At 71.3% G+C, this 24,050-nt stretch carries 21 protein-coding genes; 7 read left to right on the top strand and 14 right to left on the bottom strand.

Annotated elements, in window-relative coordinates; all coding sequences use genetic code 11:
• Window positions 1–137: 137 nt before the first annotated feature.
• From smc to ABT063_RS09260, 3 genes are all read right to left on the bottom strand, one after another.
• Window positions 138–3,692 carry a chromosome segregation protein SMC gene (gene smc, locus ABT063_RS09270; RefSeq protein ID WP_351056580.1) on the bottom strand — a complete coding sequence of 1,185 codons (3,555 nt, stop codon included), beginning with the start codon at window positions 3,690–3,692 and terminating at the stop codon, window positions 138–140.
• Between the two features lie 244 nt (window positions 3,693–3,936).
• Entirely contained in the window at window positions 3,937–4,140 is a 204-nt protein-coding gene (locus ABT063_RS09265) for a hypothetical protein (RefSeq protein WP_016432419.1), read from the bottom strand.
• Window positions 4,141–4,522: 382 nt separating this feature from the next.
• Complete coding sequence (locus ABT063_RS09260; RefSeq protein ID WP_351056579.1) at window positions 4,523–4,804, bottom strand: acylphosphatase; 282 nt, start codon at window positions 4,802–4,804, stop codon at window positions 4,523–4,525.
• 168 nt (window positions 4,805–4,972) lie between these two features.
• Here ABT063_RS09260 and ABT063_RS09255 point away from each other — a divergent pair, with 168 nt between their 5' ends.
• Window positions 4,973–6,118, top strand: a complete 1,146-nt coding sequence (locus tag ABT063_RS09255) for a CAP domain-containing protein (RefSeq protein WP_351056578.1) — start codon at window positions 4,973–4,975, stop codon at window positions 6,116–6,118.
• Window positions 6,119–6,185: 67 nt separating this feature from the next.
• Window positions 6,186–6,587: a winged helix-turn-helix transcriptional regulator gene (locus tag ABT063_RS09250; protein WP_351056577.1), complete on the top strand. Its 402-nt coding sequence runs from the start codon at window positions 6,186–6,188 to the stop codon at window positions 6,585–6,587.
• Here ABT063_RS09250 and mutM read toward each other — a convergent pair.
• From mutM to recG, 8 genes are all read right to left on the bottom strand, one after another.
• Window positions 6,560–7,420 carry a bifunctional DNA-formamidopyrimidine glycosylase/DNA-(apurinic or apyrimidinic site) lyase gene (gene mutM / locus ABT063_RS09245; protein ID WP_351056576.1) on the bottom strand — a complete coding sequence of 287 codons (861 nt, stop codon included), beginning with the start codon at window positions 7,418–7,420 and terminating at the stop codon, window positions 6,560–6,562. The two genes, ABT063_RS09250 and mutM, sit on opposite strands and share 28 nt — an antisense overlap.
• 96 nt (window positions 7,421–7,516) lie before the next feature.
• Window positions 7,517–8,329, bottom strand: a complete 813-nt coding sequence (rnc, locus tag ABT063_RS09240) for a ribonuclease III (protein WP_351056575.1) — start codon at window positions 8,327–8,329, stop codon at window positions 7,517–7,519.
• A 19-nt stretch (window positions 8,330–8,348) separates the two neighbouring features.
• Entirely contained in the window at window positions 8,349–8,522 is a 174-nt protein-coding gene (rpmF, locus tag ABT063_RS09235; protein ID WP_003951102.1) for a 50S ribosomal protein L32, read from the bottom strand.
• A 2-nt stretch (window positions 8,523–8,524) separates the two neighbouring features.
• Window positions 8,525–9,169, bottom strand: coding sequence for a YceD family protein (locus ABT063_RS09230; RefSeq protein WP_351056574.1), 645 nt, complete (start codon window positions 9,167–9,169; stop codon window positions 8,525–8,527).
• 162 nt (window positions 9,170–9,331) lie between these two features.
• Window positions 9,332–10,414 carry a F0F1 ATP synthase subunit B gene (locus ABT063_RS09225; RefSeq protein WP_351056573.1) on the bottom strand — a complete coding sequence of 361 codons (1,083 nt, stop codon included), beginning with the start codon at window positions 10,412–10,414 and terminating at the stop codon, window positions 9,332–9,334.
• A 110-nt stretch (window positions 10,415–10,524) separates the two neighbouring features.
• The gene (gene coaD / locus ABT063_RS09220) at window positions 10,525–11,004 is read right to left on the bottom strand and encodes a pantetheine-phosphate adenylyltransferase (protein WP_351056709.1); all 480 of its coding nucleotides are present in this window, start codon (window positions 11,002–11,004) and stop codon (window positions 10,525–10,527) included.
• A 26-nt stretch (window positions 11,005–11,030) separates the two neighbouring features.
• On the bottom strand, window positions 11,031–11,615 hold the full coding sequence (gene rsmD, locus ABT063_RS09215) for a 16S rRNA (guanine(966)-N(2))-methyltransferase RsmD (protein ID WP_351056572.1): 585 nt from the start codon (window positions 11,613–11,615) through the stop codon (window positions 11,031–11,033).
• A gap of 79 nt (window positions 11,616–11,694) precedes the next feature.
• Window positions 11,695–13,911, bottom strand: a complete 2,217-nt coding sequence (gene recG / locus ABT063_RS09210) for an ATP-dependent DNA helicase RecG (protein WP_351056571.1) — start codon at window positions 13,909–13,911, stop codon at window positions 11,695–11,697.
• Window positions 13,912–14,076: 165 nt separating this feature from the next.
• On the opposite strand from recG, the gene ABT063_RS09205 reads away from it, so the two are divergent.
• A complete protein-coding gene (locus ABT063_RS09205; RefSeq protein ID WP_351056570.1) occupies window positions 14,077–15,927 on the top strand; it encodes an HSP90 family protein in 1,851 nt (616 codons plus the stop codon).
• Complete coding sequence (locus tag ABT063_RS09200) at window positions 15,927–19,019, top strand: tetratricopeptide repeat protein (protein WP_351056569.1); 3,093 nt, start codon at window positions 15,927–15,929, stop codon at window positions 19,017–19,019. Before ABT063_RS09205 ends, ABT063_RS09200 begins: the two co-directional genes overlap by 1 nt.
• A gap of 12 nt (window positions 19,020–19,031) precedes the next feature.
• Here the strand turns inward: ABT063_RS09200 and ABT063_RS09195 are convergent, their stop codons facing one another.
• Window positions 19,032–20,786 carry a DAK2 domain-containing protein gene (locus tag ABT063_RS09195; RefSeq protein ID WP_351056568.1) on the bottom strand — a complete coding sequence of 585 codons (1,755 nt, stop codon included), beginning with the start codon at window positions 20,784–20,786 and terminating at the stop codon, window positions 19,032–19,034.
• Between the two features lie 256 nt (window positions 20,787–21,042).
• On the opposite strand from ABT063_RS09195, the gene rpmB reads away from it, so the two are divergent.
• Window positions 21,043–21,228: a 50S ribosomal protein L28 gene (rpmB, locus tag ABT063_RS09190; RefSeq protein WP_003993230.1), complete on the top strand. Its 186-nt coding sequence runs from the start codon at window positions 21,043–21,045 to the stop codon at window positions 21,226–21,228.
• An 87-nt stretch (window positions 21,229–21,315) separates the two neighbouring features.
• Here rpmB and thiD read toward each other — a convergent pair whose 3' ends face one another.
• Both thiD and ABT063_RS09180 read right to left on the bottom strand, forming a co-directional pair.
• Entirely contained in the window at window positions 21,316–22,113 is a 798-nt protein-coding gene (gene thiD / locus ABT063_RS09185) for a bifunctional hydroxymethylpyrimidine kinase/phosphomethylpyrimidine kinase (protein ID WP_351056567.1), read from the bottom strand.
• Window positions 22,110–23,075: a thiamine-phosphate kinase gene (locus ABT063_RS09180; protein ID WP_095749709.1), complete on the bottom strand. Its 966-nt coding sequence runs from the start codon at window positions 23,073–23,075 to the stop codon at window positions 22,110–22,112. The genes thiD and ABT063_RS09180 overlap by 4 nt, the downstream gene beginning before the upstream one ends.
• 206 nt (window positions 23,076–23,281) lie before the next feature.
• Here ABT063_RS09180 and ABT063_RS09175 point away from each other — a divergent pair, with 206 nt between their 5' ends.
• Together ABT063_RS09175 and ABT063_RS09170 are read left to right on the top strand one after the other, a co-directional pair.
• The gene (locus tag ABT063_RS09175) at window positions 23,282–23,515 is read left to right on the top strand and encodes an Lrp/AsnC family transcriptional regulator (protein WP_003997603.1); all 234 of its coding nucleotides are present in this window, start codon (window positions 23,282–23,284) and stop codon (window positions 23,513–23,515) included.
• Between the two features lie 20 nt (window positions 23,516–23,535).
• Window positions 23,536–24,045, top strand: coding sequence for a DUF3515 domain-containing protein (locus ABT063_RS09170; protein ID WP_351056566.1), 510 nt, complete (start codon window positions 23,536–23,538; stop codon window positions 24,043–24,045).
• The last annotated feature ends 5 nt before the right edge of the window (window positions 24,046–24,050 follow it).

The following is a 24,050-nucleotide window of genomic DNA, read 5'->3' as shown; positions in this document are numbered from 1 at the left end:
TGCAGAGACTATTCCTTCAAGTTTCGAAGTCAATAGGGGTCAAGTAAGAAGCCCCTCAGAGGATGTGAGGGGTTTGAGTTCAAGACTTGAAGCAATGAAGGGGCATGCAGGTCAGAACAGGTGTAGGCCGCACGTATCTAGCGGAGGCGCTGGCTGATGACCTTCGACACACCGTCGCCCTGCATGGAGACGCCGTACAACGCGTCGGCGACCTCCATCGTGCGCTTCTGGTGCGTGATCACGATCAGCTGCGAGGCCTCCTGCAGCTCCTGCATGATGCGGATCAGCCGCTGGAGGTTGGTGTCGTCGAGCGCCGCCTCGACCTCGTCCATGACGTAGAACGGGCTGGGCCGCGCCTTGAAGATCGACACGAGCAGCGCCACCGCCGTCAGCGAGCGCTCGCCGCCCGAGAGCAGGGACAGCCGCTTGACCTTCTTACCCGGCGGACGCGCCTCGACATCGACACCCGTGGTGAGCATGTTGTCGGGATCGGTCAGGATCAAGCGCCCGTCACCGCCCGGGAACAGCCGGCTGAACACGCCCTCGAACTCCCGGGCCGTGTCCCGGTAGGCCTCGGTGAAGACCTGCTCGACGCGCTCGTCGACCTCCTTGACGACCTGGAGGAGGTCGGCACGTGTCTTCTTGAGGTCCTCCAGCTGCTCGCTGAGGAACTGGTGGCGTTCCTCCAGCGCGGCGAACTCCTCCAGCGCCAGCGGGTTGACCTTGCCGAGCTGCTGGTACGCCCGCTCGGCCGCCTTGAGCCGCTTCTCCTGCTCGGCCCGGTGGAACTGCTTCGGCTGGTTGCGCGGGTGCTCGGGGTCCTCCGGCAGCTCTTCGCCCTCGGCGGGGGGCGAGGGCGGCACCAGCTGGTGCGGGCCGTACTCGGCCACGAGCCCCGCCGGTTCGACACCGAGTTCCTCCAGCGCCTTGGTCTCCAGCTGCTCGATCCGCAGCCGTTTCTCGGCGCCGAGTACCTCGCCACGGTGGACCGAATCCGTCAACTTGTCGAGTTCTGCCTTAAGATCGCGCCCCGCGCCCCGGGCGACGGTCAGCTCCTGCTCGCGCCGCGCCTTGGCGGCCTCGGCGGCGGTCCGCTCCTCCTCCGCCCGGCCGAGCGACACCTCGACGTGCGCGAGCAGCTGCCGTGCACCGGAGGCGACGGCCTCCGCGACGGCCGCCTCGTGCCGCAGCCGGGCCCGCCGCTGTTCGGCACGCGCGCGTGCCTCGCGTTCCGCGCGGGCGGCCCGGTCGAGCGAGTCGGCCCGCCCGGCGAGCCCCTTGACGCGCTCTTCGTGCGTACGGACCTGAAGCCGGGCCTCCATCTCGGTCTGCCGGGCGTTGGCCCCGTCGGCGGCGAGACGGTCCCGTACCGACGTGTCGGGCTCCTCCTCCACCGGCATCTCCTCGGCGACGGCGAGACGTTCGGCGAGTTCCTCGACCTCGGTCAGGGCCTTGTCGAGCGCCTCCTGTGCCCGCGCGGCGGCGGCGACGGACCGCTCGGCCTCCCCGGCGGCACCGCGTGCCTGCCCCGACAGCCGCCCCAACTGCTGCGCGACGGACGACTTCTCCCGGTCGGCGGCCCGACGCCGCTCCCCCAGCTCCTCGACCCGCGCGGCACACTCCTTGCGCCGCTGCCCGGCCGCGTGCTGTGCCTCGGTGAGCTCCTCGCACCGCACGGCCAGCTCTTCCAGCTCGGCTGCGGCCTCGTCCACGGACGCCTGCACTTCGAGCAGGCTCGGCGCCCCGGCGGACCCGCCCTGCGCGAAGTACGCGCCCAGCAGATCGCCCTCGGCGGTCACGGCGGTCAGATCGGGCCGCGCGTAGACGAGGTCCTCGGCGTCCTCCAGGGTGCCGACCACGACGATCCCGTGCAGCAGCCGTCGTACGGCGGGCATGAGCTCGGCGGGGCCGCGGACGAGGTCGGCGGCATACGGCGGCCCGTCCGTCCGCGCCTCCTGCGGTACGTCGTCGGGGGCGCCGCTCAGCAGCAGCGCCGCCCGCCCCGCGTCCTGCTTGCGCAGCAGGCGGATCGCGTCGGCGGCCGAGGAAGGAGTCGTCACCGCGATCGCGTCGGCGGCGGCGCCGAAGGCGGTGGCCAGGGCGGCCTCGTGGCCCGGGGTCACGGTCAGCAGCTCGGCGGCCGGACCGAGCAGTCCGCTGAGACGATCCTTCGCCGCCAGCAGCGCACCCGTGCCGTCCTTGCGGCGCAGCCCCATGGCCAACGCCTCGTGGCGGGCCTGGGTCGCGGCCCGTTTGCGCTCCACCGCCGTGGCCGCCTCCCGGGCCGCCGACAGGGCTGCCTCCGCCTCGGCGAGCTGCTGTTTCGCCGCCTCGTGCTGTTCGGCGAGCTCGGCGTCGCCGGCGTCGAGGCCGTCGACCTCCGCCTTCAGCGCCTCGTACTCCTCCTGCGCGGCGACGGCCCGTTCCTGGGCCTCGTCGCGGGCGGCGGCCAGCCGGTCGATCTCGGCCTGGGCCGAGGCCGCGCGCGAACGGGCCGCGTTGACCTGGCCGTTCAGCCGGGCGAGCCCCTCGCGGCGATCGGCGATGGCACGGGCCACGTCCTTCAGGCGCCGTTCTTCGAGCGCGAGTTCGCGTTCCAGCTCGGCGCGGTGGCCGACCGTGTCCTCCAGGGCGCGCTCGGCCGCCTCCAGGGCCGCTTCGAGCTCGGCCTCCTGCTCGCGGATCCGGGCGGCCTCGCGCTCCATGTCCTCGGGGTCGCGCCCGCGCCGCTCCTCGGGGGGCGCGGAGGTGGCGCTCTTCACGCGCGCGTCGGCCAGCGAGATGGTGCCGCGCACCCGCTCGGCCAGCTGGGAGAGCTCGTACCAGGTCTGCTGGGCGCGCTGGAGGCGAGGCGTGAGCTGCCGTACCTCGTCCTCCAGAAGCGCCTCCCGCTGGAGCGCCTTCTTCAGCTCCTGCTCGGCGGCCTCCTTGCGCTCCTTCAGGGCGGCCTCGTCCGCGACCTCGGCCTTCAGCGCCTCCCGCAGCCGTACGAGATCGTCGGCGAGGAGGCGCAGGCGGGCGTCTCGGAGGTCGGCCTGGATGACGGCGGCCCTGCGTGCGACGGCGGCCTGTCGGCCCAGGGGCTTCAGCTGCCTCCTGAGCTCATCCGTCAGGTCCTGCACGCGCGCGAGGTTGGCCTGCATCGCGTCCAGCTTCCGCAGCGCCTTCTCCTTGCGCTTGCGGTGCTTGAGGACGCCGGCCGCCTCCTCGATGAAGGCGCGGCGGCCCATGGGGTCGGCGTGCAGGACGGAGTCGAGCTGGCCCTGGCCGACGATGACGTGCATCTCGCGGCCGATGCCGGAGTCGGACAGGAGTTCCTGGATGTCGAGGAGACGGCAGGTGTCGCCGTTGATCTGGTACTCGCTGCCGCCGTTGCGGAACATGATCCGCGTGATGGTGACCTCGGCGTACTCGATGGGCAGGGCCCCGTCGGAGTTGTCGATGGTCAGGGACACCTCGGCGCGGCCCAGCGGCGGGCGGCCGGTGGTGCCGGCGAAGATGACGTCCTCCATCTTGCCGCCGCGCAGCGACTTGGCGCCCTGTTCGCCCATGACCCAGCTGAGCGCGTCCACCACATTGGACTTGCCCGAGCCGTTGGGCCCCACGACGCATGTGATCCCCGGCTCGAACCGGAGTGTGGTCGCCGAGGCGAACGACTTGAACCCTCGGAGGGTCAGGGCCTTGAGGTGCACGCCGCTGGACTCTACCTGCCGGGCGTGTCTCACACTATGAACCCCGGTCACCCTGCGGTTTCACACATGAACGCGCAGGGCACACCAGACGTTAAAGAGAGTGAAAGGATGCGCGGGGGCAAGAAAGAAGGGACGCCGAAGCGTCCCTTGCAACTCTGACAACTGGGTTTCAGTTGTCTGACAACTTAGCGGTTGATACGGGCAGCCCAACCACTGCGTGTGCTGTTGTGGAGCGATGCAGCGATCAGGTGAGCGCAGGCTCCGCCTGGTGTGCGTCGATGCTCTCCATGATCCTGTCGTGAGAAGCGGCAGCCGCGAGCGCGTCGTTCTCCGCCTGGATCCGTACGAGCTCGGATTCCAGGTCCTGGACGCGCTGCTGGAGCCGTCGCATCTCGGCGAGGAGTCGAGGGTCGGAGCCGCCGACGTAACCGAGAAGCGCCTTTGCCATGATGGATGGTCCTCCACAATGAGTGACCGACCGAAGCGGTGTGGGTCGTGAGGGATTCGCACCCGCGGTGCTTGACACTTTTGAGTTCATGCTGCGGTTCTTCCATGCCAAACAGCGAAGGTGCGCGGGGTGCTTTCAGCGTCTCACCAAAAAGTTTGACGGTCAACACGATCACGCCCCGTATTGGCGGGCAGCCCGGTGGCGCGCGGCCGGAAACGGCGGCGCTGCGACTCCCGCGGGGCCCTCAGGGCGTGACGATCATCCTTACGTGCGGAGCCTGCCACGGCAAGCGATTCTTGGCAACCACCAGGCCCTTTCTGCTCCGGGCATGTGCCAGTGGCGCATGCCTCCGCTTCCGCCTGGGCCTCTTTACAGAACGGGGTCAACGGATGGCGAAGCCGTCGTACCCCCCGCGAGGTGTGTCCCAGATCTCGGTGACGCCGTCCACGCGCCCGGGCGTGTCGTCACTCTCGAGCCATTCCAGGAGCCCCTGACAGCCCGGGCGCGGCCCCTCGGCGACCACCTGGACCCGTCCGTCGTCCAAATTGAGAGCAAAACCACTCAGGCCGCCGATCTCCAGGGCCTTGGCCCGCGTGAACCAGCGGAAACCCACACCTTGGACACGTCCTCGCACCCAGGCGACCAGTCGCACATCCTCGCTCATGAGTGCAACCTAACCGGCCAATGTCTCTCGGGACACTTCCTCCTCCGGCGCCATGCGGTACCGTCCCCTGCCAATGAATCTCATACGAAACTCACTCGATCGTGTGAGTTTCGTGAGCTTGGTTGACCGGGGGGACGCGTCGACCGCGAGGACGAGGAAGGCCAGGACATGGGACGCCACCGACGCTCCGCCGCCGGCCGCGCCGCCAGCACGGGCCGCGCCACGGGGGTCACAGAGACGTTCAGCTCCCACATGGGGGGCAACGGACACCACGACTCGTACGAGCCCTACGACTCGTACGACCCCGCCGCGGGCGACCACCCCACGTTGGGCATCGCCCCCTACCTGAACCCCGAGGCGTACGGCGACGCCTACACGAGGAGCCAGGAGTACCTCTTCGCGACGGACGACGACGGCCACACCTGGAACGCCGACACCGCGGCCTTCCCGTCCGACGGCTACATACCCTCCGACGGCCCCCGCCGCGCGGGCTCGCACCGCCGCCGGAAGAAGAAGGCCGCGCCGGTCAAGACCGGTCTGCTCGGCGTCTCCGCAGCGGTGGCCCTCGGCACCGTCGCGGTCGCCACGGGCGCGGTGCCCGGTCTCGAGAACTACAAGCTCGGCGGGGACCGCAGCAGCGGCGGCGACAAGGTGCAGGCCGCGGACACGCCGACCACCGGCGCCCCGAGCGAGCAGGGCGGCACCTCCGGCAGCGCCGAGAGCCGCGACGACACGTCGACGAGCCCTGACACCGACCGCTCGGCCTCGCCCTCGGCCTCCCCCTCGACGTCACCGGCCGCGCCGACCAAGACGACCGAGACGCCGTCGAAGAAGCCGAAGACCACGCCCACGCCCAGCAAGAAGCCCACGACGACTCCGTCGCGTACGGCCACGAAGTCGCCGGAGAAGACCAGCGCCCCCGTGACGGTGTCCGCGGAGACCCAGGCCGCGGCCGAGGTGCTCAAGCTCGTCAACGAAGAGCGGTCGAAGGTGGGCTGCAGCCCGGTCTCCGCCAACAGCGCGCTGGCCGAGCTGGCTCAGGACTTCAGCGAGGACATGGCCGCGCGCGGCTTCTTCGACCACACCGACCCGGACGGGGCGAGCCCGTGGGACCGGGCCGCGAAGGCCGGGATCACCGACCTCGGCGGCGAGAACATAGCCCGGGGGCAGGCCGACGCGGCCGCGGTGATGGAGGCCTGGATGAACAGCCCCGGGCACAAGGCCAACATCCTCAACTGCGACTTCAAGACGCTGGGTGTCGGTGTGCACATGGGGGCGGGCGGGCCTTGGTGGACGCAGAACTTCGGTTACTAGGGGCAGCACACTAACCATTAGTTAGTGCAACCTGTTGGTTAGCGCTGCATTCGCGTACGCTTGCTCTATGGACACCATGGACGAGCGCACGGAGGACCAGAACCTCCCGTACAACGTGTTCGCCAAGGCCTGCCCCTCGCGCGGCACGCTGGAGCACGTCACGGGACGCTGGGGCGCGCTCGCGCTCGGCGCCCTGCACGAGGGCTCGCTCCGCTTCAACGAGCTGCGACGCCGGGTCGACGGCGTGAGCGAGAAGATGCTGTCCCAGACGCTGCACGCACTGGAGCGCGACGGCCTGGTCCACCGCGAGGCACAGCCGACGAACCCGCCCCGCGTGGACTACGAACTGACCCCGCTCGGCCACGAGGTCGCCGAGCGTCTGATCGGCCTCATCCAGTTCGTGGAGGGCCGGATGGACGACGTGCTCGAAGCACGCAGGCGCTACGACACGACACGCGGCGCCCGCTGACACCTCGGGCAGAAGTAGCTGGACCGGTTCATCCAGGGGCGCCGGCGCATCGGCGTGGCGCACCGCTTGCACGGCAGGCTCTCGCGCCCGTACGCGTCCAGCGACCGGTCGAAGTATCCCGACTCGCCGTTGACGTTGACGTACAGGCTGTCGAAGCTGGTGCCGCCCACCGCGAGGGCCTCGTTCATCACGTCCCTGATGTGGCCGAGGAGCTCGGCGGTGCGCGGGCGGGTGAAGTTCGCGGTCGAGCGCTCGAAGTGGATGCGGGCGCGCCAAAGGGCCTCGTCCGCGTAGATGTTGCCGACACCGCTGATCAACGACTGATCGAGCAGGGCCCGTTTGATGGTGGTGCGCTTACGACGCAGCGCCCGGTGGAAGGCCTCGTCGTCGAAGAGCGGGTCCAACGGGTCGCGGGCGATGTGCGCGATGACGTCGGGCAGACCGTCCGGGGTGGTGTCGTGCAAGGACAGGCCGCCGAAGGTGCGTTGGTCGACGAAGCGGAGCTCGGTGTCGAGCTCGTCGGCGAAGCGGACGCGGATCCGGAGGTGCTTCTCGTCCGGCGCCGCGTGCGACTGGACCAGCAGCTGGCCGCTCATACCGAGGTGCGCCAGGATCGCCTGGTGCGTGTCCTCCAGGGGCAGCCACAGGTATTTGCCGCGCCGGCTGGGCGTGCCGATGCGGTGGCCCTTGAGACGGTGGGCGAAGTCGTCGGCGCCTGCGAGATGACGGCGTACCGCGCGCGGGTGCAGCACCTCGGCCTCAGTGACCGTCCGGTGGGCGACCCACCGTTCCAGACCGCGCCGTACGACCTCGACCTCGGGCAACTCGGGCATGGGGCTCCCCCGTCACAAACCGGTGTATGAGCCGAGCGCCCGCCCCGGGGCGGAAGCCGTGGGCGGGCGCTCGGATGCGCTTGTTCGGTCAGGCGGTCAGGCAGAGACCGACGAGGGGTCCTCGCCGTCCTGGGCGGCCTTCTCGGCCACCAGCTTGGCGCGCTCGTCCGCCGCGGCCTTGATGGACCGCCACGCGGACTCCGCGGCCTGCTGCTCCGCCTCCTTCTTGCTGCGGCCGGTGCCGGTGCCGTACGAGACGCCTCCGACGCGGGCGGCAGCAGTGAAGGTCTTCTCGTGGTCGGGGCCGGTCTCCGTGACCAGGTACTCGGGCACGCCGAGCGCCTCGGTCGCGGTGAGCTCCTGGAGGCTGGTCTTCCAGTCCAGGCCGGCTCCGAGGTTCGAGGACTTCTCGATCAGGGGGTCGAACAGGCGGTGCACCAGCTCCGCCGCCGAGTCCAGGCCCTGGTCGAGATAGACCGCGCCGATCACCGCTTCGAGGGTGTCGGCGAGGATGGACGCCTTGTCCCGGCCGCCCGTGCCCTCTTCACCGCGGCCGAGCCGGATGAAGGAGCCCAGGTCGAGGCCGCGGCCGACCTCCGCCAGCGCACGCGAGTTGACCACCGCGGCCCGCAGCTTGGCCAGCTGGCCTTCGGGCAGGTCGGGGTGGGTGCGGTACAGCGTGTCCGTGACCACGAGGCCGAGGACGGAGTCCCCCAGGAACTCCAGGCGCTCGTTGGTGGGCAGGCCGCCGTTCTCGTACGCGTAGGAACGGTGGGTCAGCGCACGCACCAGAAGGGCGGACTCGAGCTTGTACCCGAGCCGCCCTTCCAACAGCGTGTGGGACGAGGCCGTGTTGTCCGCCGGGCTGCTCCCGATCTCGCGGGGAGCGTTCTTCTTAGGCGTGGACACAGTGCCTCTCACCAGCCGCTCAGACCTCGAGGACCTGGCGCTTGTTGTAAGTGCCGCAAGACGGGCACGCGATGTGCTGCTGCTTGGGCTCGTGGCAGCGCTCGCACGCAACCAGGGTGGGGACCGCAGCCTTCCACTGCGACCGGCGGTGGCGCGTGTTGCTGCGCGACATCTTCCGCTTCGGAACAGCCACGGCTACTTCTCCTGCTTCTCGTCGACGCCCGGTTCGGCGCCGCTCATCTCGTCCTTATCGCCGTCTTCGAGTGAATCGGCGAGTCCCTGCAGTGCCGCCCAACGGATGTCGACGGCGTCGTGGTGGTGGTCCGGGTCGTCCGCAAGGCGTGCTCCGCACTGGGCGCACAGTCCTGGGCAGTCTTCCTGGCACACCGGCTGCATCGGCAGTGCGAGCACCACCGCGTCGCGCAGCACGGGTTCGAGGTCGAACAGGCCGTCCTCGATGAAGAGCCTGTCCTCGTCTTCCTCGGCGTCGTCGGCCGGCTCCGCCTTGGGGCGGCCCCGGTCGTCGGCGTCAGGGTACGAGAACATCTCCTGGAAGTCCGCTTCGAGCTCCAGCTCGAGCGGCTCCAGACACCTTACGCACTCCCCCTCGGCCTGTGCACGGGCGGTGCCTGTGACGAGCACACCTTCCATGACCGACTCGAGTCGGAGTTCGAGCTCCACCGGGGCGCCTTCCGGCACTCCGATCACTCCCTGGATACCGAAGTCCTTGGGAGCCTCGATCTCGCGGGTCAGGCGCTGCAGCGCACCAGGCCGCCGACCCAACTCGTGTGTGTCGAACACGAGAGGGTTGCGGTGGTCGAGGCGGGCGTTCAGAGCCATTCCTGCTTTCGATCTTCTGAGCTCAGGGGCGCTGCCCTTCGGTGTTCCCGGGCAGCGTTGATCGCGGACGTACGCGCGACCGAAGAGCCAGGATACTGGACCTTTCCCTCACGACCCAATCCGGTGTGCGCTCCCGGCCGACGCCCCGCTCGCAGGCCGGGGTCAGCCGTTGCCGCGTCCCTGTTCATAGGCCCGCAGCTGCTCCGCGCTGATCATGCTGGTGTCGAAGAGGCTGGTCTCGTCGAGGGCGGGCATCTGCTGCTGCTCGGCGTATCCCTGCTGGGCCTGCTGGGGGTCGTAGGCGCCCTGCTGAGCGTCGTAGCCCTGGTAGGCGTACGGGTCGGCCTGCTGGGCCTGCTGGTAGCCGTACGGATCGGCCTGCTGGCCTCCGTACTGCTGCTGGTAGCCGTAGGGGTCGGCGGTCTGCTGCTGGTAGCCGTACGCCGGCTGCACGCTCTGCGGGTCGTACTGCGGCGGTACGGGCTGCTGCTCGGCCGGGGCGGCCTGAGGGGTCGGGGTGTCCCGCTCCGCGAGGCCCGCGAGGTCGGCCAGGTAGTCGGCGTCGCTGGAGTGCTGGATGGTCGAAAGGTCGTCGGCGAGGGCGCCGAGGTCGTCGGTGGCGATCCGGCCGTGCAGCTTCTGGCGGCCGCGGCCGACGGCCTCCAGGGTCTTGGCCAGGACCGCCTCGAAGGCGCCCAGCTTGACGTCGACGTACTCGTCGGCGGTGCGGCGCAAGGTCTGAGGGTCGTGGCTGCGCTCGGGGGCGTCGTCGTCCTCGTAGCCCTGCTCGTCGACGCCGGGTCCGGTGCCGAGGAGCTTCTCGCGGCCGCGGCCGACGGAGCCGAGGGTCTTGGTGAGGACGACCTCGAAGTTGGCGAGCTTGGAGTCGACGTAGTCGTCGGCCTCCGCGCGGATCTCCTCCGCCTCCTTGCGGGCCTCGGCGAGGATGCGGTCGGCCTCGGCCTGGGAGCGGCGGGCGATCTCGGTGTCGGAGATCAGCGAGCCCCGCTCGGCGTGGGCGTGCTCGATGATCCGCTCGGCCTCCTGGCGGGCCTGCTCGACCATCTGCTCGCGGCCGCCGATCAGCTCCTGGGCCTGCGCCAGGGAGCCGGGCAGGGCCTGGCGCACCTCTTCCAGCATCGAGAGCAGTTCGGCGCGATTGACCACGCACGAGGCCGACATGGGCATCGACCGGGCACCGGAGACCGCGGACACGATCTCGTCGAGCTTCTTCTGCACGTCCACCTGTGCTCGCCACTCTCTACTGCTGTGTTGGAGACGGACGGGACGACTGTACGGCCATGAGGTTGCCGTCGGACAGCGGGTGACGGGCCGTCAGTGACCGGGTGTCCGGGTCAGTCCTTCTTCAGGCGCCGGGTGAGGGCCTCGAAGACCGCCGGAGGCACCAGGTGGGAGACGTCTCCGCCCCAGGTCGCGACCTCCTTGACCAGGGAGGAGGAGAGGAAGCTGTAGGTGGGGTTGGTCGGGACGAAGAGCGTCTCGACACCCGTGAGGCCGTTGTTCATCTGGGCCATCTGCAGCTCGTAGTCGAAGTCGCTGACCGCCCGCAGGCCCTTGACGATGGCCGGGATGTCGCGCTCCTTGCAGAAGTCGACGAGGAGGCCGTGGAAGGCCTCGACGCGGACGTTCTCGTACTCGGTGGTGACCTGGCGGATCAGGTCGATCCGCTCCTCGATCTCGAACAGGCCCTTCTTGGCCTTGTTGATCATCACCGCCACGTAGACCTCGTCGTACAGACGGGAGGCGCGGGCGATGATGTCGAGATGTCCGTTGGTGATGGGGTCGAACGACCCGGGACAGACGGCGCGGCGCACTTGGGTTCCCTCGCTCTCCGGTCCGGTCATCGTGCGTCTTCGCACGTAGAGGCGGCGCGACCGTACCAAAACGTTCCCTCGCCGTAGCGACGGGCCCGGATCGCTTCGAAACCGTCCGGCCAACGGAATTCGCCACCTCTGGTGCTGCGCTCCACGGTGACGAGGGCGTCGGGCGCGAGCCACCCTTCTGTACGGAGTGTGAGCAGAATCTCGCGAAGATCGTCGTCCGAGACGGCGTACGGGGGGTCGAGGAAGACGAGGTCGTACGGCTGCTGCGGCGGCGTCTGGATGATCTGCCGGGCCTTGCCCGCGCGGACCTCGGCGCCGGGCAGGCCCAGGTTCTTCACGTTCTCCCGGACGGTGCGGGCCGCCCGGGCGTCGGCCTCGACGAGCAGGGTGTGGCCGGCGCCGCGGGACAGGGCCTCCAGGCCGACGGCGCCGGAACCGGCGTACAGGTCGAGGACCCGCTCGCCGTCGAGGGGGCCGCCGAGCAGGGACTGCCAGGTGGAGAACAGGCCCTCGCGCGCGCGGTCGGAGGTGGGGCGGGTCCCGTGTCCGGGCGGGACGGCCAGACGGCGTCCGCCGGCCCGGCCGGCGATCACGCGGGTCATGTCCTCTGTTCCTCGGTCCTTGTCGGTGTGCTCCGGTGGGCGCCCTGGTTTGTGCCCAGGTGGTGCCGGTCCCAGTCTGTCAGCCCTTCTCCAGGTACTGCTCCCTCTCCTCGTCCAGCAACGCGTCCAGCGCGGTGCGCAGGGCGGGCAGGTGTTCCAGGTCCGGGTCGGCGGCCACGACCCGGGCGGCCTCCTCGCGGGCCTCGGCGATGATCTCCTCGTCGTCGATGACGGCCAGCATCCGCAGGGAGGAGCGGGTGCCGGACTGGGCCTGGCCGAGGACGTCGCCCTCGCGGCGCTGCTCGAGGTCGATGCGGGAGAGTTCGAAGCCGTCGAGGGTGGCGGCCACGGAGTTCAGCCGCTGGCGGGCCGGGCTCGCCTCGGGCATCTCCGTGACCAGCAGGCACAGGCCGGCTGCCGAGCCGCGGCCCACCCGGCCGCGCAGCTGGTGCAGCTGGGAGACGCCGAAGCGGTCGGCGTCCATGATCACCATCACCGTGGCGTTGGGCACGTTGACACCGACCTCGATGACCGTCGTGGCGACCAGGACGTCGGTCTCGCCGGCGGCGAAGCGGCGCATGACCGCGTCCTTGTCGTCGGGCTGCATACGGCCGTGCAGGACCTCCACCTTGAGGCCCTGCAGGGGCCCCTTGGCGAGCTGGTCGGCCACGTCGAGCACGGCGAGCGGCGGGCGCTTCTCGGCCTCGTCCTCGGGGGTCTTCTTCTTGGCGGCCTTGGTGTCCTCGTCCTCGTCGCCGATGCGCGGGCAGACGACGTACGCCTGATGGCCGTTCCCCACCTCCTCGCGTACGCGCTCCCAGGCCCTGGTCAGGAAGTGGGGCTTGTCGGCGGCCGGGACGACATGGCTGGCGATGGGCGAACGGCCGGCCGGGAGCTGGTCGAGGACGGAGGTCTCCAGGTCGCCGAAGACGGTCATGGCGACCGTGCGCGGGATGGGCGTGGCGGTCATGACCAGCAGATGCGGCGGCTGTTTGCCCTTGCCGCGCAGGGCGTCGCGCTGCTCGACGCCGAAGCGGTGCTGTTCGTCGACGACGACCAGTCCGAGGTCGTGGAACTGCACCTTGTCCTCGATCAGCGCATGCGTGCCGATCACGATCCCGGCCTCTCCGGTGACCAGGTCGAGCAGCGCCTGCCGCCGGGCGGCGGCCCCCATCGACCCGGTGAGCAGCACCACCTTGGTGGCCTGCTCGGCCCCGCCCAGCATCCCTCCCTCGGCCAGCTCGCCCATCATCTCGACGACCGAGCGGTGATGCTGCTGGGCGAGCACCTCGGTGGGCGCGAGCATCGCCGCCTGACCGCCGGCGTCGACTGTGGCGAGCATGGCGCGGAGGGCCACCAGCGTCTTCCCGGAGCCGACCTCCCCCTGGAGCAGCCGGTGCATCGGATGCTCGGTCGCGAGGTCGTCGAAGATCTCCCCGGAGACCCTCTGCTGCCCCTCGGTGAGGGTGAAGGGGAGGCGGTCGTCGAAGGCCGTGAGGAGGCCGTCCGGCTTGGGTTTGCGGGGGACCGCCGGGAGTTGGGCGTCGGCGTGGCGGCGGCGGGCGAGGGCGACCTGGAGGACGAAGGCCTCGTCCCACTTGAGGCGGTCGCGGGCGTCGGCGATGTCCGCCTTGGTGTGCGGGCGGTGGATCTTCAGCAGCGCCTCGGGGAGGGAGACCAGGGCGCGGCCCTCGCGGAGCGGGTCAGGGAGGGGGTCGACGGCTTCCTGGGCGCTGGGCAGCACCGTCTGGATCGCCTTGCCGATCTTCCAGGACTCCAGCTTGGCGGTCGCGGGGTAGATCGGGATGAGCGCGCCGGCCCAGGTGTCGACGGCTTCCTCGGAATCTCCGCGCAGCAACTCGTATGCCGGATGTGCCAGTTGCAGACGGCGGTTGAAGACGGAGACCTTGCCCGCGAACATCGCGCGCGTGCCCGGGAGGAGCTCCTTGTGGGGCTTGTGGACGCCATGGCCGAAGAAGACGAGTTGGAGGCGGCCGCTGCCGTCCGTGATCGTGACTTCCAGGCGCTGGCCCTTGCCGCGGGGTGCCTTGGCGGAGGCGAAGGTGTGCAGGCGGGCGTCGGCGACCTGGGCGACCACCGTGACGTGCTCGTCCATGGGGAGGTCGGCGAGGTGGGTGAGCTGGCCGCGCTCCTCGTATCTGCGCGGGTAGTGGTGCAGGAGGTCGCCGACGGTGTGCAGGCCGAGATGCTCGGCCATCACCTTCGCGGTGGCGGGGCCGAGCACTGACTTCAATGGCTGTTCTAGTGGTTCTTGCAGTGCGGGCACGAGATCCATTGCACACCACACCACTGACAATGGCCGTATACGTCCGGGAAATCCCTGGTCAGACGGCTCGTTCGGGCCCTAGGATGGCGCGCTCCGGCCATCCCCCGCGGTCTCCGCCTCACACGGACCGCCCGACCCCGCGCCGTCGCCCGTCCCCCCACCGGCGCTGTGATGATGGACTCCCAGACCTCACAGTCATCCCAGGCATCCCGATCACCCCAGTCACCTCATACGTTCCAGGTCGACCTGCGCGGTTTGGTGGACCTGCTCTCCCATCACCTCTACTCCAGTCCCAAGGTCTATCTGCGCGAGTTGTTGCAGAACGCGGTGGACGCGATCACCGCCCGGCGGGCCGAGCAGCCCGACGCCCCGGCCCGCGTGCGGCTGTACGCCGAGGGCGGGACCCTGCGTGTCGAGGACACGGGTGTGGGGCTCACCGAGGCGGACGTGCACAACCTTTTGGCGACGATCGGGCGCAGTTCCAAGCGTGCCGACGGGTTGCAGGAGGCCCGCTCCGACTTTCTCGGGCAGTTCGGCATCGGGCTGCTCGCCTGCTTCGTGGTCGCCGAGCGGATCCGGGTGGTCAGCCGCAGCGCCCGTACGCCGGGTGCCCCGCCCGTTGAGTGGACGGCGAGCGACGACGGTTCGTACACCGTGCGGACGCTGCCGGACGAGGCCCGTCCGGAACCGGGCACCTCCGTGCACCTGGTGGCGCGGGCCGGGGCCGGGGAGTGGCTCGCGCCGCAGCGTGTCCTCACACTGGCGCGGGATTTCGGCTCGCTGCTGCCGTACGACGTGCGGGTGGGCGAGGAGGCGGTCACCGACCTGCCCGCGCCCTGGGACCGGCCGTATCCGAGCCCCGCCACCCGGCGGGTGGCCCTGGCGCGGCACTGTCACGAACTGTTCGGCTTCAGTCCGCTGGACGCGATCGAGCTGGACGTGCCGCTGGCGGGCATTCGCGGGGTGGCGTACGTCCTGCCGTCGGCGGTCAGCCCGGCCCAGCACGCGGGTCATCGGGTGCATCTCAAGGGCATGCTGCTGACCGAGCGGGCCGAACAGCTGCTGCCCGACTGGGCGTTCTTCGTACGCTGTGTCCTGGACACCGACAGTCTGCGGCCCACGGCCTCGCGCGAGTCGCTGTACGAGGACGAGACGCTGGCCGCCGTACGGGAGACGCTGGGCGAAAGGATTCGGTCCTGGCTGACGGGCCTCGCGGCCGGCGATCCGGAACGGCTCGCGGCCTTCCTGTCCGTGCACCACCTGGGCGTGAAGTCCCTGGCGCGGCACGACAAGGAGATGCTGCGCACGATGCTGCCGTGGCTGCCCTTCGAGACGACCGACGGGCGGCTGTCCCTGGAGGAGTTCGCGCAGCGCCACCCGGTGGTGCACTTCACGCGGACGGTCGAGGAGTACCGGCAGGTCGCGCCGATCGCGTCCGCGCAGGGCGTCGGGGTGATCAACGGCGGTTACACGTACGACAGCGAGCTGATCGAGGCGCTGCCGTCGGTGCGGCCGGGCACGGTGGTCGCGGAGCTGGACGCCGACACCGTGACCGCCCATCTGGACACGGTCGATCCGGCCGAGGAGCTGGCCCTGTCCGGCTTCCTGGCGGCCGCGCGGGCGAAGCTCGACCCCCTGGGCTGTGACGTCGTACTGCGCGCCTTCCATCCCCTGTCCGTGCCCGCGCTGCACCTGGACGACCGGGCGGCCCGGCACGAGCAGGCCCGGGCGGAGGCCCAGGAGCAGGCCGACGACCTGTGGGCGGGCATCCTCGGCTCGCTGCGGGGCAGCGCCCCCCGCGCGCGTCTGGTGCTCAACCACCTCAACCCGCTGATCCGGCGCATCAGTTCCCTGCGCGAGCCGGAGCTGATCGGCACCGCCACGGAGTCCCTGTACGGGCAGGCGCTGCTGATGGCGCAACGGCCGCTGAGGGCGGCCGATTCGGCGCTGCTGAACCGGGCGTTCATCAGCCTCCTGGAATGGGCCACGCACGGCGACTCCGACTCCACGGGGGGCAGTCACTGATGAGTGAGATCGCGGACTTCGACGCCCTGCGCCGGGCGATGGCGGAGAACTCCGAGCAGCCGGAGGGACCCGCCCGCAACGCGCGCGCGGAGCAGCTGCTCGCCGAGGCCGAGAAGCTGAACATCCCGCTGGCGGTGATCGAGGCGCTCGGACACCAGCTGAAGGTCTACAACTACAGCTCCGAGAAGGACAAGATGTTCGTCCCCTTCGCGCGCCTGCTGCGCATGTGGGACGAGCGGCCCGAGGACTTCGACGAGTACGAGGTGCACTCGCTGCACTGGGTCTTCAAGTGGATGTCGTCCGGCATGCTCGACCAGCCGCACATCCCGCTCGCCTCCATCGAGAAGTGGCTCGGCGAGATGGAGCACCGCTACCGGCTCGCCGGGCACTCCGAACGGGCCGTGCGCGGTGCCGAGTTCAGCGTGGCCGCGCACATCGGGGACGTGGCGCGGGCCGAGCGGGCGTACGCCGCGTGGCTGGCCGCCGACCGGGACGCCATGGCCGACTGTCACGCCTGCGAGCTGCACGGGCAGGGCTGGTGGCAGGCGGAGCGCGGCCGGGACGAGGAGGCGCTGCGGCTGTGGGAGCCGGTTCTGGAGGGCGAGTTCACGTGCGCCCACGAGCCGCACACGGTGCTCGCGTCCTCCCTGGCGCCGCTGCTGCGGCTGGGCCGCGTGGACGAGGCGCGCGCCCACCATCTGCGCGGCTTCCGGCTCGTGAGGGCCATGGAGAGCATGCGGAGCGCGTACGCGGACCACGTCGAGTTCTGCGTGCTGACCGGCAACGAGGCGCGCGGTCTGGAGCTGCTCGCGGAGCGGCCGGCGTACTTCACGGACGGCGGGCATCCGCGCAGCAAGCTGGATTTCATGGCCGTGGTCGCGCTGCTCATGGACCGCCTGACCGAGCTCGGGCTCGGTGACCAGCGGGTGCCGGGGCCGGCCGACCGGGCGTGGACCGCGCGGGAACTCGCCGCCCACGCGCGCGGGGAGGCCCTCGCGCTGGCCGCCCGCTTCGACGCGCGCAACAGCACGGCACACGTGAGCGAGCGGGCACGCGCGCGTATGGCGCAGCGGCCGTTGGTGGAGCGGCTGCCCCTGGGCGTGCGCTCGGCGCGGCCGTCCGCCACGCCCGCGGTGGCACCGCCGCCGGTCGCCGTGGCCACGGAGGAGCCCGATCTGCCCGCGCTGCTGGCCGAGGCGCGGCGGCTGTCGGACACCCTGCAGCCGAACGCCGTAGAGGCCTGGGCGGCCGTCTCCCGGGCGGCGCAGGGCATCGAACTGGACGCACGCGACCGGGCGGAGATCGCCGAGCACGAGGCGATGGACCTCGGCCCGGAGGGCGCCGAGCTGTTCGAGCGCGCCGCCGGACTGTACGCGCAGGCGGGCGACCCCGGGGAGGCACTGGCGGCACACGCGCGTGCGGCCTACGTACGCGCCCTCACCGGCCGGGTGGACGAGGCGCTCGCGACGGTCGCCGAGCCGTACGACGAGGTCCTCGCGCTCTACGCCGAGGGCGGCACCGGCGTACGGCAGACGGCGTCCGTGCTGATGGGGCGGGCGCGGATCCTGATGCGGCGGGTGCACGAGACCGACGGTTCCCCGGCGGCCGACGGCGCCTCGGTCGGTCCGGCCCTGGCCGACGCCGAGGCAGCCGTCCGGGAAGTGCTGGCCCTCGTCGACGGGCACACCGGGGACGACGTACGGCTCGCCTCGCGGGCCGCCGAGGCGCAGGCGATGCGGGCGGAGCTGGCGACGCTCACCGGGGACGTGGAGGCGGCCGCGGAGCTGTTCGCGCGGGCCGCGGGGGCGTTCGTCGGCGCGGGCCTGCCGTGGTTCGCGGTGGAGTACGAGGCCCGGCTGGCCGGACTCGCGCACCATCTCGGCGACACGGCGGAGGCCGAGCGGGCGCTGCGGGCGGCCCTGGAACACGGCGGTCCGTACCTGGAGGCGATCGGACGGGCCCAGCTGCACCTCCAGCTCGCCGAGGTCGTCGGCGGCCGGGGGCTGGCTCAGGAGGCCGCCGAGCACGCCCTGGAGGCGGCGCACTGGGCCGACGCGGCCGGGCAGGGCTCCACGCTCGGCGCCTTGGCCCGGCAACAGCTCGGCGGGTTCCTGCTGCGGCAGGGGCGGTGGGCCGAGGCGGCCGAAGTGCTGGAGTCGGCGCTGGCCGACCTGAGCGCTCAGACGCACGGCGACGGCGCGATCGTCCAGACGCAGTGGTGGCTCGGGGACTGCCTGAGCGAGCTCGGCGAGCACCGCGCGGCGGCCGAACGGCGCCTCCAGGCCGCCGAGATCGCCCGGCACTGGCCCGAACAGCACGACCACGCCACCCTCGCCCACCTCGCCGCGGAATCCCTCGGCCACGCGGGCCTGCCCGCCGAAGCGGACCACGCCTACACGCGCGCGGGCACTCTCTGGCGCGAACTCGGCAACACCCACGGCCTCGTCCGCGCCCTTCGCGCCCGCGCGTGGCTCGCACTGCGTGTGGAGGACGGGGTGGACGGGGTGGACGGGGCTCGGGAGGCACTGGACACGGAAGGTGGCGTTGCGGGCGCACAAGCCGTACTGGGCACGGAGGGCGGCGCGGGCAGCGAGCGGGACGCCCTGCCCTCGCAGGGCGGAGCGAACAGCGCGCGGGAGTTGATGGCGAGCGCCGTCCGGGAGTGCGTGGCGGCGCTGGATGCGGCGGACGACGAGGAGGCCCGGCAGCGGATCGTCGCCGAGCTCGGTCACACGCACCGGCAGTTCGGCGACCTGCTCGCCCGTTCCAGCGCCGAGGACGCCGACGACGGCGCCATCCGGGCGACGCTCGCGGAGGCCCTGTCCCAGATGGAGGAGGCGATCTCGGTCTTCGGCTCCCTCGGGGACGACGCCCGGCACAGCCGCACCGGCGCCGAACTCGCCGCGGGCTGGCTGGAGGCCGACCTGGGCGCCTGCGCCCGGGCGGCGGCACGCGCGCGTGCGGTGCTGGCGGCGTACGGCGAGGGGCACGCCGACGATGAGACCGCGCAGTCCCGGCGGACCGAGGCCGAGCAGATGCTCCAGCTCATGGAGGAGCAGCTCGTGGAGGACCAGGGGGAGCGGGAGGGATGACGGCGTCGGGGTCTACTCGACCCCGATGAGCAGCAGCGCCCCTTGCCGCCCGCCCCGGTACACCACCGTGTCGACGGCGAGATACGACTCCCGCACGCGCGCCTCGAGGCGGTCGGCGACGGACGCGGGGGCCTCGTCGCCCAGGACGAGGGTCACCAGTTCGCCGCCGGCCGCGAGCATCCGGTCGAGAACCGTTTCGGCGGTGGCGGTGACGTCCGAGCCGATGACGGCCACGTCGCCGTCGATGAGACCGAGGACGTCGCCGGCCTGGCAGATGCCGGCCATGGTCCAGGACTGCCGTTCCGCGACGACCACCTCGGCGTAGCGGGTGGCGCCCGCCGCCGAGGTCATCGTCACGACGTCCTCGTCGAAGCGCCGCTCCGGCGCGTGCACGGCGAGCGCGGCGATCCCCTGGACCGCGGAGCGCGTCGGAATCAGGGCCACGCGGATGCCCTCCGCCCGGGCCTGCTCTGCCGCAGCGGCCGCGGTGTGCCGCAGCTCCGCGTCGTTGGGCAGCAGCACCACCTCGCGCGCGTGGGCCCGCCGTACGGCCTCCACGAGCTCGCCGCTCGCGGGCGGCTCCCCGGGGCGAGCGAGCACGGTGGTCGCGCCTTCCTCGCCGTAGAGCCCGGCCAGGCCCTCGCCGGGCACGACGGCCACGACGGCGCGCTGGGCCCGCTCCCGGGGCGGCCGCTCGGCGCCGGTGGTGTGCACGTCACCGAGCCCGAAGTGCGTGATCCGGATCCGGTACGGCCGCCCGGCCTCGACGCCCGCCTCCACGGCGGCCCCGGCGTCGTCGACGTGCACATGGACGTTCCACAGTCCGTCGCCGCCGACCACCACGAGCGAGTCCCCCAGGGCGTCGAGCCGCTCCCGCAGCCGCGCCACGGCCGTGTCGCCGGCCTCCAGGAGGTAGATCACCTCGAAGGCGGGCCCGCCCCCCTCCGGGCCACCCTCCGCACACTCGCCGACATCGTCCAGACCCCCGGCCACGCGCGCGTGGGACACCTGATCGTCGTCGCGTACCTCCGCGTGCTCCACGCGCGCGTGCACCCCGGAGACCGGCCCCACAGCCCCGCTCTGCGCCTCCCCCGTGAACGTCTCCACCAACGCCCCGAGGACCGCCACCAGCCCCCGCCCCCCGGCGTCGACCACCCCCGCGCGCTCCAGGACCGCCAGCTGGGCCGGGGTCGCGGCGAGGGCCGCACGCGCGCCCTCGTAGGCCGCCCTGGCCACGGATGCGCAGTCGCCCTCGGTTGCCTCGGCCGCGTCGGCGGCGGCCGAGGCAACGGTCAGGACCGTGCCCTCGACGGGATGGGCCACCGCCTGGCGGGCGGAGTCGGCCGCGCGCCTGAGGGCGAGCCCGAGGCCCCGTCCGTCCGTGTGAGCCGTCTCACCGTCGGCGGCGAGCACCTGTGCCATGCCCCGCAGCAGCTGCGCGAGGATCGTCCCGGAGTTGCCCCGCGCCCCGATGAGCGCCCCGTGGGCCATCGCCCGCACGGCGTCGGCCAGCGGCGGCCGGTCAGCCATCCCGGCCCCCGTGCCCGCACCCATGGACCCCACCGCGTGCCCCGCGAACACCGCCTCGATGGCCGCGACCGCCGACTCCACGGTCAGATACAGGTTCGTGCCGGTGTCCCCGTCGGCCACGGGATAGACGTTGATCGCGTCGATCTCCTCGCGCGCCCGCCCCAGCGCGTCCAGCGCGAGACCGCACCAGGTACGCACCGCGAGAGCATCGAAGAATGTCTGCGGCACCTGCGCCACCTGCGCCTCCCTGAGCTGCTGGACGTGGGACGCAGCGTAGACCTCGGGTCGGTGTCCGCCGGAAGAGGGCGGGGAGCAGGCCCCTGAGCAGCCATGGTAGTTTCGTTCTACGGGCGCAGTCGTTGTATGCTGCTCCGGTTGCCCGATCCGATCGGGCTCTCCCCCTGGCAACGCCACTCAGATCTCTGATCCTACGATCTCGATCCCGGCCTGCCGGGATCAACCGTAAGTGCATCTGAAGTCTTTGGAGTGACCCGTGGCTGCCAACTGCGACGTCTGCGGCAAGGGGCCGGGCTTCGGCAACAACATCTCGCACTCGCACCGCCGTACGTCCCGCCGCTGGAACCCGAACATCCAGCGTGTACGTACCGTGGTCGGCGGGACGCCGAAGCGCGTGAACGCTTGCACCTCGTGCATCAAGGCCGGCAAGGTCTCGCGCTGACGCACAGCTAAGCGCGCGGCCACTGCTGGTTCGCTGCACAGAGCCGGTCCACCTCGTGTGGACCGGCTTTTTGCCGTGCCCGAACGGCTACGAGCTCCCCCGGAACCGCCACCCATGATCCACCGGCCCGACCCCGCCCCCCAGCGGGAACCCGGCCGCGATCGCCCCGGTGACGTACTCCTTCGCCGCCGTCACCGCCTCCGGCACGGCCTGCCCCTTCGCCAGCCCCGACGCGATCGCCGACGCCAGGGTGCACCCCGTGCCGTGCGTGTGCCGGTTGTCGTACCTCGGCGCTCGCAGCCAGTGCTCCTCGGAACCGTCGGTGAGCAGGTCCACAGCCTCGCCCGGCAGGTGACCTCCCTTGATCACCACCCATCGAGGCCCGTACGACAGCACAGCCGCCGCGGCCCTGCGCATCCGAGCCTCGGAGTCGACGCGCACACCGGTCAGTTGCGCCACCTCGTCGAGGTTCGGCGTCGCCACGGTCGCGACCGGCAGGAGCTTGGTCCGTACGGAATCCAGCGCGGAAACCGCCAGCAGCGCGTCCCCGTGCTTCGACACCCCCACCGGATCCACGACGGCCGGAGCGTCCGTACCGCCGATCAACTCGGCGACCAGCTCCACGAGTTCGGCCGAGGCCAGCATTCCGGTCTTGACCGCCTGGACGCCGATGTCGTCGACCACGCTGCGGTACTGCGCCCGCACCGCCTCCACCGGCAGTTCCCAAGCCCCCTGCACGCCGAGGGAGTTCTGCGCGGTGACCGCCGTGACGACACTCATCCCGTGCACGCCGAGCGCGAGCATCGTCTTCAGGTCGGCCTGAATGCCCGCGCCCCCACCGGAGTCGGAGCCCGCGACCGTGAGAACCCGAGGCAGCGCACTCATGACTCGATGTCCCCGAAGTGGTCCCAGCCGCCCTTCTTGGTCCACGGCGCCCCGTCGACCGTCACCTGGGGCAGCGCCGAGGGGTTGAGGACCTCGCCGATGACCTTCCAGCGGGCCGGCAGCTTCACGTCCGGCGGGAAGGTCGCCACGATCGCGTGGTCCTCTCCCCCGGTGAGCACCCACTGCATGGGGTCGACGCCGACGGCCTGCCCGATGTCGTTCATCTGCGAGGGGATGTCGATCGCGCCGGAGCGGATGTCGATGCGGACCTTGCTGGCCTCGGCGATGTGCCCGAGGTCGGCGATCAGCCCGTCGCTCACGTCGCACATCGCGGTCGCACCGAGCCCCGCGGCGGCCGGTCCCGCGTGGTACGGCGGCTCGGGGCGACGATGCGCCTCCACGAAGGCGCGCGGCGAGCGGAAACCGCGGGAGAGCACCGCGTAGCCGGCCGCGGACCAGCCCAGCCAGCCGGTCACCGCGACGATGTCGCCGGGCTGCGCGCCCGCCCGCGTGACGGGCTCGTTGTTGCGCAGGTCGCCGAGCGCGGTGATGGACACCATGATCGTGTCGCCGCGCACTACGTCGCCGCCGACCACGGACGCCCCCGCGACCTGGCACTCGTCGCGCAGGCCGTCCATGAGCTCGGTCGGCCAGGTCACCGGGAGTTCGCCCGGGACCACCAGACCGAGCAGCAGCGCGGTCGGTACGGCGCCCATGGCGGCGATGTCCGCGAGGTTCTGAGCGGCGGCCTTGCGGCCCACGTCGTAGGCGGTGGACCAGTCGCGGCGGAAGTGCCGTCCCTCCAGGAGGATGTCGGTGCTGGCCACGACGCGCCGGTCGGGCGCGGCGACCACCGCGGCGTCGTCGCCGGGGCCGACCCGGACCGCCGGGGTGGTGGTGAGACGGGAGGTGAGCTCCCTGATGAGCCCGAACTCCCCCAGCTCACCAACAGTGCCCTTCATTGCCCTTACGCCCCTTCTGTGCCTGTCCGTGCCCGCTCGCGCGTCACCAGTGTCCTCGATACGGTCGAGGTGACCGTCAACTTCTGTCGTGCCCGCACCCCGGCGCGCGTGCCATGGTCCCCGCAGGTCTCCCCGCGGCGAGCGGCGACGCGATACCGTGGCGTTCCTTTTCCCCACATGATCCTCGTGGCCGCCCTGGAGGTTCCGTGGTACAGGCGTACATCCTGATCCAGACGGAGGTCGGCAAAGCGTCGACCGTCGCCGAAACGATCAGCAAGATCCCTGGAGTCATCCAGGCCGAGGACGTGACAGGACCGTATGACGTGATCGTGCGCGCCCAGGCCGACACGGTCGACGATCTCGGCCGCATGGTGGTCGCCAAGGTCCAGCAAGTGGACGGCATCACTCGCACCCTGACCTGCCCGGTCGTCCATCTGTAGCCCCCGTCTACCCTTGGCCGGTGAACTTCTTCCGGCACCGGCACCGCATCCTCATCGGGCCGCCCGCGCTCGTCCTGCTGATCACGACCGCGGGCTGCTCCTCAGCAGACGACAACGCGTCGGCGGCGGTTCCCAGTCCGGGTGCACAGACCGTCAAACTGTGCCAGAACCTGGACAAGGCGCTGCCGGCGAAGCTGGACGGTCTGAGCCGCGAGGATCCCGAGCCCGCGTCGGTGCTGACGGCGGGCTGGGGAAGCCCGGCGATCATACTGCGCTGCGGTGTCGAGCAGCCGCCCAAGATGATCGACCCCAAGGTGGCCGAAGGCGGCGATCCGGACGCGGTCGCCGGCGGCGTGAACGGCGTCGACTGGCTGATGGAGAAGCGGGAGGACGGCGCATACCGCTTCACCACGGCCAATCGCAGCGCGTACGTCGAGGTCACGGTGCCGAAGGGACGGGACAGCACCGGAGTGCTGGTCGACCTCGCCCCAGCCGTGAAGAAGGCGATCCCCGAGGGGATCGCCAACTAGGGCGG

This window comes from Streptomyces sp. NPDC002838 (assembly GCF_040295365.1).
In the GTDB taxonomy this organism is placed as follows: Bacteria; Actinomycetota; Actinomycetes; order Streptomycetales; family Streptomycetaceae; genus Streptomyces.
Note: the sequence above shows the minus strand (reverse complement) of the source record. Positions and strands in the feature narration are given on the sequence as shown.

Bases quoted from the DNA above. Each gene is read 5' to 3' on its own strand.
- ABT063_RS09265 (WP_016432419.1), bottom strand. From the start codon at position 4,140: ATGGCAAAGGCGCTTCTCGGTTACGTCGGCGGCTCCGACCCTCGACTC.
- ABT063_RS09260 (WP_351056579.1), bottom strand. From the start codon at position 4,804: ATGAGCGAGGATGTGCGACTGGTCGCCTGGGTGCGAGGACGTGTCCAA.
- ABT063_RS09255 (WP_351056578.1), top strand. From the start codon at position 4,973: ATGGGACGCCACCGACGCTCCGCCGCCGGCCGCGCCGCCAGCACGGGC.
- ABT063_RS09250 (WP_351056577.1), top strand. From the start codon at position 6,186: ATGGACACCATGGACGAGCGCACGGAGGACCAGAACCTCCCGTACAAC.
- mutM (WP_351056576.1), bottom strand. From the start codon at position 7,420: ATGCCCGAGTTGCCCGAGGTCGAGGTCGTACGGCGCGGTCTGGAACGG.
- ABT063_RS09230 (WP_351056574.1), bottom strand. From the start codon at position 9,169: ATGGCTCTGAACGCCCGCCTCGACCACCGCAACCCTCTCGTGTTCGAC.
- rsmD (WP_351056572.1), bottom strand. From the start codon at position 11,615: ATGACCCGCGTGATCGCCGGCCGGGCCGGCGGACGCCGTCTGGCCGTC.
- recG (WP_351056571.1), bottom strand. From the start codon at position 13,911: ATGGATCTCGTGCCCGCACTGCAAGAACCACTAGAACAGCCATTGAAG.
- ABT063_RS09205 (WP_351056570.1), top strand. From the start codon at position 14,077: ATGGACTCCCAGACCTCACAGTCATCCCAGGCATCCCGATCACCCCAG.
- ABT063_RS09200 (WP_351056569.1), top strand. From the start codon at position 15,927: ATGAGTGAGATCGCGGACTTCGACGCCCTGCGCCGGGCGATGGCGGAG.
- thiD (WP_351056567.1), bottom strand. From the start codon at position 22,113: ATGAGTGCGCTGCCTCGGGTTCTCACGGTCGCGGGCTCCGACTCCGGT.
- ABT063_RS09180 (WP_095749709.1), bottom strand. From the start codon at position 23,075: ATGAAGGGCACTGTTGGTGAGCTGGGGGAGTTCGGGCTCATCAGGGAG.